Source organism: Ralstonia sp. ASV6 (assembly GCF_016429285.1).
In the GTDB taxonomy this organism is placed as follows: domain Bacteria; phylum Pseudomonadota; class Gammaproteobacteria; order Burkholderiales; family Burkholderiaceae; genus Ralstonia; species Ralstonia flaminis.
The window spans coordinates 1-6,068 of record NZ_JAELUI010000214.1; the positions used below are offsets into that span (position 1 = coordinate 1).

At 63.7% G+C, this 6,068-nt stretch carries 7 protein-coding genes; 3 read left to right on the forward strand and 4 right to left on the reverse strand.

The window, feature by feature from the left end; all coding sequences use genetic code 11:
* Together JHD73_RS25815 and mdcA are read right to left on the reverse strand one after the other, a co-directional pair.
* Nucleotides 1-522 (reverse strand): triphosphoribosyl-dephospho-CoA synthase (locus JHD73_RS25815; RefSeq protein WP_199033014.1); only part of this gene is annotated, 522 nt, incomplete at its 3' end.
* Nucleotides 522-2,201 carry a malonate decarboxylase subunit alpha gene (mdcA, locus tag JHD73_RS25820; protein WP_199033015.1) on the reverse strand — a complete coding sequence of 560 codons (1,680 nt, stop codon included), beginning with the start codon at nt 2,199-2,201 and terminating at the stop codon, nt 522-524. The genes mdcA and JHD73_RS25815, both read right to left, overlap by 1 nt.
* Nucleotides 2,202-2,342: 141 nt before the next feature.
* Between mdcA and JHD73_RS25825 the strand changes: the two genes are divergently transcribed.
* Nucleotides 2,343-3,248 (forward strand): LysR substrate-binding domain-containing protein, encoded by a 906-nt coding sequence (locus tag JHD73_RS25825; RefSeq protein ID WP_199033016.1) that lies wholly within the window; start codon nt 2,343-2,345, stop codon nt 3,246-3,248.
* Nucleotides 3,249-3,257: 9 nt separating this feature from the next.
* Here JHD73_RS25825 and JHD73_RS25830 read toward each other — a convergent pair whose 3' ends face one another.
* Both JHD73_RS25830 and JHD73_RS25835 read right to left on the reverse strand, forming a co-directional pair.
* Complete coding sequence (locus tag JHD73_RS25830) at nt 3,258-3,773, reverse strand: ATP-binding protein (RefSeq protein ID WP_199033017.1); 516 nt, start codon at nt 3,771-3,773, stop codon at nt 3,258-3,260.
* Nucleotides 3,774-3,984: 211 nt separating this feature from the next.
* Nucleotides 3,985-4,569: a J domain-containing protein gene (locus JHD73_RS25835; protein ID WP_199033018.1), complete on the reverse strand. Its 585-nt coding sequence runs from the start codon at nt 4,567-4,569 to the stop codon at nt 3,985-3,987.
* A gap of 116 nt (nt 4,570-4,685) precedes the next feature.
* On the opposite strand from JHD73_RS25835, the gene JHD73_RS25840 reads away from it, so the two are divergent.
* Both JHD73_RS25840 and JHD73_RS25845 read left to right on the forward strand, forming a co-directional pair.
* Nucleotides 4,686-4,889, forward strand: coding sequence for a hypothetical protein (locus JHD73_RS25840; RefSeq protein WP_199033019.1), 204 nt, complete (start codon nt 4,686-4,688; stop codon nt 4,887-4,889).
* An 83-nt stretch (nt 4,890-4,972) separates the two neighbouring features.
* Nucleotides 4,973-6,068 (forward strand): hypothetical protein (locus tag JHD73_RS25845; protein WP_199033020.1); only part of this gene is annotated, 1,096 nt, incomplete at its 3' end.

The following is a 6,068-nucleotide window of genomic DNA, read 5'->3' on the forward strand; positions in this document are numbered from 1 at the left end:
GGCCTGGCCCTTGGCGCCGCCAACGCCGTAGTCGTTGCACGCGCGCTCGCCCTTGTGGCCAGTCGAGAAGGGCGCAAAGCGGTCGGGGATGTTGGCCAGGCGTGCTGCGCGATTCGCAACGGCGGCGGCATCCAACGCATGCGGTGCTTGCGCGGCAGCTGTTACCAACAGGCCAAGCGCCCAGATCGCGCCACGATGCGTGTTGATGCCGCCGGTGGCATCGAGCATGGCCGCTTCGCCTTCACGGCCCAGGCGGCCGATGCGTTCGCGTAGCGCTAGCGGCGCGTTGATCTGTGCGCCAGCCAGTGCCATCGCTTCAAACGCCGGGCGCAGGGTTTGGGCCGAATGCACCATCAGCGTCCAGTCGAGATCGTGATGCGCGCCATTGCCACGCACATCCACCAGGCCGGGTTTGGGCGACAGCGTCACCTCGTCGATGAGCGCGGATTCCACCAGTGCGGCCAACCGTCTGGCACGCGCTTTCGGGCTGGCCGGCAAGGGTCGATGCAAGGTCTTCTCCATTACCAGCTCCGGAAGCGTGCAGGCGGGTCGTACAGGCCACCGGACCATTCGACCAGGTCAGCGATGCTCTTGGCGGCGAGCAGCTCGCGGCTGGCATCGCTGCGGCGCACGTCGAGGTCTTCGGGCAGGGCGATCAGACCGTCGCGGCGCATCTGCTCGGTCTTGGATGGATCGTGGCGCAGGCCGATCGACGTGACGCCCGCCACGGCGGCAATCATCGCGCGCCGCTCCTCCAGCGAGCGCGCCTTGTAGAGGTAGGCAATGCCGTCTTCGGTCAGCAGGTGGGTGACGTCGTCGCCGTAGATCATGATGGGCGCGAGCGGCATGCCGCTTTGCTTGGCCACGGCCACCGCGTCCAGCGTGTCGACGAAGGTGGGCTTGCCGCCTTCCTGAAAGGTTTCGACCATCTGCACGACGAGCTTCTTGCCGCGCTCCAGCATCGTCACTGGCTCGGTCATGTCGAGCCACGCAGGGGTAGCGTGACGGCGGCCACGCGGGTCATGGCCCATGTTGGGCGCACCACCAAAGCCGGCCAGGCGCCCGCGCGTGACGGTGGACGAATGCCCATCGCCATCCACCTGCAACGTCGCTCCGATGAAGAGGTCCACCGCGTACTGGCCGGCCAACTGGCACAGCATGCGGTTCGAACGCAGCGAGCCATCACGGCCGGTGAAGAACACATCGGGGCGCGCGGCCACGTAGCGCTCCATGCCCAACTCGGTGCCGAAGCAATGCACACTTTCCACCCAGCCCGATTCAATGGCGGGGATTAGCGTCGGGTGCGGGTTGAGCGTCCAGTTGCGGCAGATCTTGCCCTTGAGGCCCAGGCGCTCACCATACGTTGGCAGGATCAGCTCAATGGCCGCCGTGTTGAAGCCGATGCCGTGGTTGAGCGACTGCACGTTGTGCCGCTGGTAGATGCCGCGAATGGCCATCATCGCCATCAGTACGTGCACCGGCTTGATGAGGCGCGGGTCGCGCGTGAACAGCGGCTCGATATAGAACGGCTTGTCGGCCTGCACGATGAAGTCGACCCACGAGCCAGGAATATCCACGCGCGGCAGGTCGGCCGGGTCATCCACGATCTCGTTGACCTGCGCGATGACGATGCCATCCGAGAACGCGGCCGGCTCGACCAGCGCGGGCGTGTCTTCGGTGCTTGGGCCGGTGTAGATGTTGCCCTGGCGGTCGGCCTTGAAACCGGCCACCAGCGACACGTTGGGGATCAGGTCCACCACCAGCCGCGCATACAGCTCGATGTAGGTGTGGATGGCGCCCACTTCCAGCAGCCCGTCGGCCAGCAACTGGCTGATGCGCAGGCTTTGCGGCCCGGCAAACGAGAAGTCGAGCTTGTGCGCGATGCCGGCTTCGAAGATATCCAGATGCTCGGCACGGCTCACACTTGGCATGATCATGTGCAGATCGTGCAGGCGCTCGGGGTTCACCTTAGCCAGCGAGCGCGAGAGGAAATCGGCCTGCTTCTGGTTATTGCCCTCCAGCACAACGCGGTCGCCTGGGGCGAGCAGCGCTTCGAGCGCGGCGACGATATCGCCGGTGGGGATGACCTTGCCGTTGGCGATCCGGCGGGCCGCAGCCAGGCGGCGCTCTTTCTCGTCACGCCGCTTGCGCCACTGGGGCGGAATGGCGGCGTTGGCGGGATTGTTGGACATCGCTTGCATGAGTGGACAGCTCCAACCGTGGACTCGATGGGCTGTACCGTATGCCGGAAGGCCATGCACTTCAATCAACCTACCCACAGTTTCGTTAACTTGAAGTTAATGAAACAATGGCGGAATCCGATTGAACGGGCGGGCACCCACATGGCCATCGACGAAGAGATCACGTTGAAGAAACTGGAGGTGTTCCAGTCCTTCATGACGCTGGGCAACATGGCGCGCGTGTCGGAGGCGCTTGGGCAGAGCACGGTGAGCGTGCACCGCGCGTTGCATTCATTGGAAGAGGGCCTGCGTTGCCCGCTCTTCAAGCGCGACGGGCGCAAGCTGATTCCGCTGTCCACCGCCTATGTATTTGCCGAACACGTGGAACGCATCCTGGCTGAATGCGAAGCGGGGGTGCGCCGCACGCGCGAGGCGGCAGGGTTTTCATCCACCACGCTGAAGATCGGCGGGCTTTACTCAATGACGGTGGGCACCTTGCCGCGCATCTTCGCCGGGTTGAAGACGCGCCGTTCGGCACTCGACATTGAACTCACGCTGGGCTCCAACCGCAGCCTGCTGGCCAAGCTGGAAGACGGCCAACTTGATGCCATCGTCATCGCGTTGGGCGAGCCACTGCGCAATCCCGATCTACTGACGGTGCCGATGTTTGACGACGAGATCCTCTTTGCGGCGCCACTGAAATCGCCGTATGCCGCGTCGGCGGAGATCGATCTGCAAACCGTGCGCAGCGAAAAGTTTGTCGCGCTCGGTGACGACTTTGCGACGTACCACGACTTCATGGCCGCCTTCGACAAGGCCGGCTTTGCACCGCAGATTGCGCTGCGCGTGGGCGACATCTTCTCGCTCATGAACCTGGTGAGCGGCGGCATCGGCTACGCACTACTGCCGCGCCGCGTGGCGGATTTCAGCCCGAAGGTGCAACTGATTCCGCTGGCGGCACGCTATGCGATCAGTCAGCACATTGTGCTGGTGATGCAGCGCAATCGGGAGCGCGATCCGAATCTGTTGGCGTTGTCGGCGGAGTGTCGGTTGTTGGGCGCCAGATGAACCAGATGATCATGGGTGCCGCACCACGTGAAAGCCTTCCTCTGCCGTGGGTGCAACGAAGTAACGCGTGATCTCTTCGAACTCGGCATCGGTTGGCGCGAACGGGTGCGTACCGGCTGCATTGCGATCGTGCAGGCGCTGCTTGCAGACCGCGTCGGGTACGTCCAGGTAGTGCAGTTGGTGTGCGACGCCTGCACGCTCGAAGACTTCGCGCATCCACGCCCGGCTGGCGGGTGTGTTGGCGGGAAAGTCCAGCACAACGGAAATGCCTGCGCCAAGCAGTGCACAGAGGTGGTCGGTCAACGCGGCACGCAGGCGGCGCGCGCTGCGGGCGTAGTCGGTCACGCTCGTGATCTCACCCGGATACAGATGCGCGAGCCAGGTGTCTTCACTCAGCAGCACCGTTGCGGGCGCGTCGGCCAGCCGTTGCGTTAACGTCGATTTTCCGGCGCCGATCTTGCCGCACACCAGATGCAGCGTGGCCTGGGTGGATGCGGCGGCGGGCGGTTGCGATTGCAGCGACATGAGAAGCTCCTGATAGGGGAGGGTTCAGGAGGCGGGCACAAAAAACCCGCCTCGGGGGGCGGGTTCGTTTGCTACCGGCTGACGCGCGCTAACCCACCATTCTTGGAGTGGTGCGAATAATCGACGCGAGGCAGGTGGTGTGACGAAGCATGGGGGCAAGCTTGGTGGATTGGACTTGTGTTGTCAACGCTGGGTTACGGTCAACGTCCTTTCATTGATGCGGCCGCAGGCCAAACAACCCCTGCCAGAACGATTCGAACGCGCTGGGTTGATGCTGCGGCTGTGTCGCTTCAGGCGTCGTGGCAACCTCGGTGTCAGGTACCTCCGCAGCAACCACACTCGCCCGCCGCGCTTCCTGCAACGCCCACACGCTATCGGCAATGCGCGCCGCCAGCTCCGCCTCGCAATCCCTGCCGAGCAGCACGCCGAAGAGCACGTCCCGACTGTGGCCGTCGTCAGCAAAGCGCATCGCAAGGGCGACCATCTTCTCGTAGTGCTCCTGCGCAATGCGCTCACGCTCGCGTTGCGCTTCTCGCTCCTGGGCTTCCTGTGCATCGCGCTCGGCCTGCCAGCGTTGCATCTCCTGCGCGAAGACTTCGTCGTAGACGCGGCGCTGTTCTGCATCGGAGAGGATGGCGTAGGCCTCGCGGATTTCCTGGAACGCCGCATAGGCCTCTGCTTCACGGCCGGGGTTGCGGTCGGGGTGCCACTTCATCGCGGCACGGCGATAGGCCTGCTTGATTTCATCCAGGGTGGCGTCCGACTGCACGCCGAGGGTCGCGTAGATGGTCGTCATGGCGGAGGGGGCTGCCAGGGGGAAGGTCATCCTAGCATGGGGTCGTGTACGTACGAATCCATGGATCGCGCGGGCCGGCGCCGCGCCGGGGGGGGGGGGGGACGCGTGTGGCAGCCATGGCCGTGAAGTTCGTGTTTCTTCGATGTAACAGAGCGGGGCGTTTGCCCACCGCCATTGCGCTTTTTTCACGCATCAAGGCGGTCATTCCAACCGTTGAGGTGCTTGGCACGCTTTTGGCATCAGGTTCAGCTTCAGCGTGGTGCGCTCTTGTGCTTGATTCCTGCCGCACCACGGATACGCTGAGAGCAACGGTGCTGTGAGAGCGCTGGGCCGCCAACGCGCTTGGCTTGCCTGGGCAGATACGGCGCCTCATCGCTTTGCAGCGACGCATGGGGAGAGACTCATGCACTCACGCACGCTTGTGGGCCTCACAGTTTCAGTGCTGATGATGGGGGCCGCTTTTGCGCTTGCCGATGAACACGACGAGCATGAGCACCATGCGAGCGCCGATCAGCTCGGTCATGTCGCGTTCCCCACCTCCTGCAGCCCGAAGGTCCAACCGCTCTTCGAGCGGGGTGTCGCCATGCTGCACTCCTTCTGGTTTACCGAGGCGGGCAAGACCTTCCAGTCAGTCATCGATCAGGACCCGGATTGCGCAATCGCTTACTGGGGCCTTGCCGTCAATCTGCTAGGCAATTCGCTGGCGGGCACGCCATCCATGAATGACGCCCAGGCGGCGTCGGAAGCGCTGGCCAAGGCCCGTTCCATTGGTGCGAAGACACAGCGCGAACGCGATTGGATTGCGGCGATCGGCGCCTACTACCAGGACTATCAGAACGTGCCTGTGGCCACCCGCCTGCAGGCGTACGCCGATGCCATGCAACGCATGACGCAGCGCTACCCAGATGATGACGAGGTCTGGATCTACTACGCGCTCGCGCTGCAAGCTGCCGCGCCGGTCAGTGATCGCACCTATGCCAATCAGCGCAAGGCAGCCGCGATTTTGGAGAAGCTGTTTGCCAAGAATCCACAGCACCCTGGGGCGGCGCATTACCTGATCCACGCCTATGACTATCCGCCGCTCGCTGCGTTGGGTCTGACTGCGGCGGGCAAGTACGCCACCATCGCGCCCGCAGCACCGCATGCCCGGCATATGCCATCCCACATCTACACGATGCTCGGGCTGTGGCCGGAGTCGATTCAATCCAACTTGGCCGCCATCGAGGTTCAGTCCGACTACTACCACGCGTTTGACTTCGCGGTGTATGCGTATCTGCAGTTGGCGCAGGATGCGCACGCACGCGCCTTGATTGACAAAGGCATGGCCAACGCCACGCGCGAACCTCCAACACTGAATGGCAACAAGAACTCCATTGCAGCCATGCCTGCGCGTTACACCTTAGAGCGCGCCGACTGGAAAGCCGCAGCCGCTCTGCCCATCACCTCGAACAACTGGCCCTACGCCGATTCGATCACGCGATTCGCACGCGGCCTCGGGA

What these genes read in the sequence shown, in the direction of transcription:
- JHD73_RS25825 (WP_199033016.1), top strand. Translation starts at nt 2,343, where the DNA reads ATGGCCATCGACGAAGAGATCACGTTGAAGAAACTGGAGGTGTTCCAG.
- mdcA (WP_199033015.1), bottom strand. Translation starts at nt 2,201, where the DNA reads ATGCAAGCGATGTCCAACAATCCCGCCAACGCCGCCATTCCGCCCCAG.
- JHD73_RS25835 (WP_199033018.1), bottom strand. Translation starts at nt 4,569, where the DNA reads ATGACGACCATCTACGCGACCCTCGGCGTGCAGTCGGACGCCACCCTG.
- JHD73_RS25840 (WP_199033019.1), top strand. Translation starts at nt 4,686, where the DNA reads ATGGCCGTGAAGTTCGTGTTTCTTCGATGTAACAGAGCGGGGCGTTTG.
- JHD73_RS25830 (WP_199033017.1), bottom strand. Translation starts at nt 3,773, where the DNA reads ATGTCGCTGCAATCGCAACCGCCCGCCGCCGCATCCACCCAGGCCACG.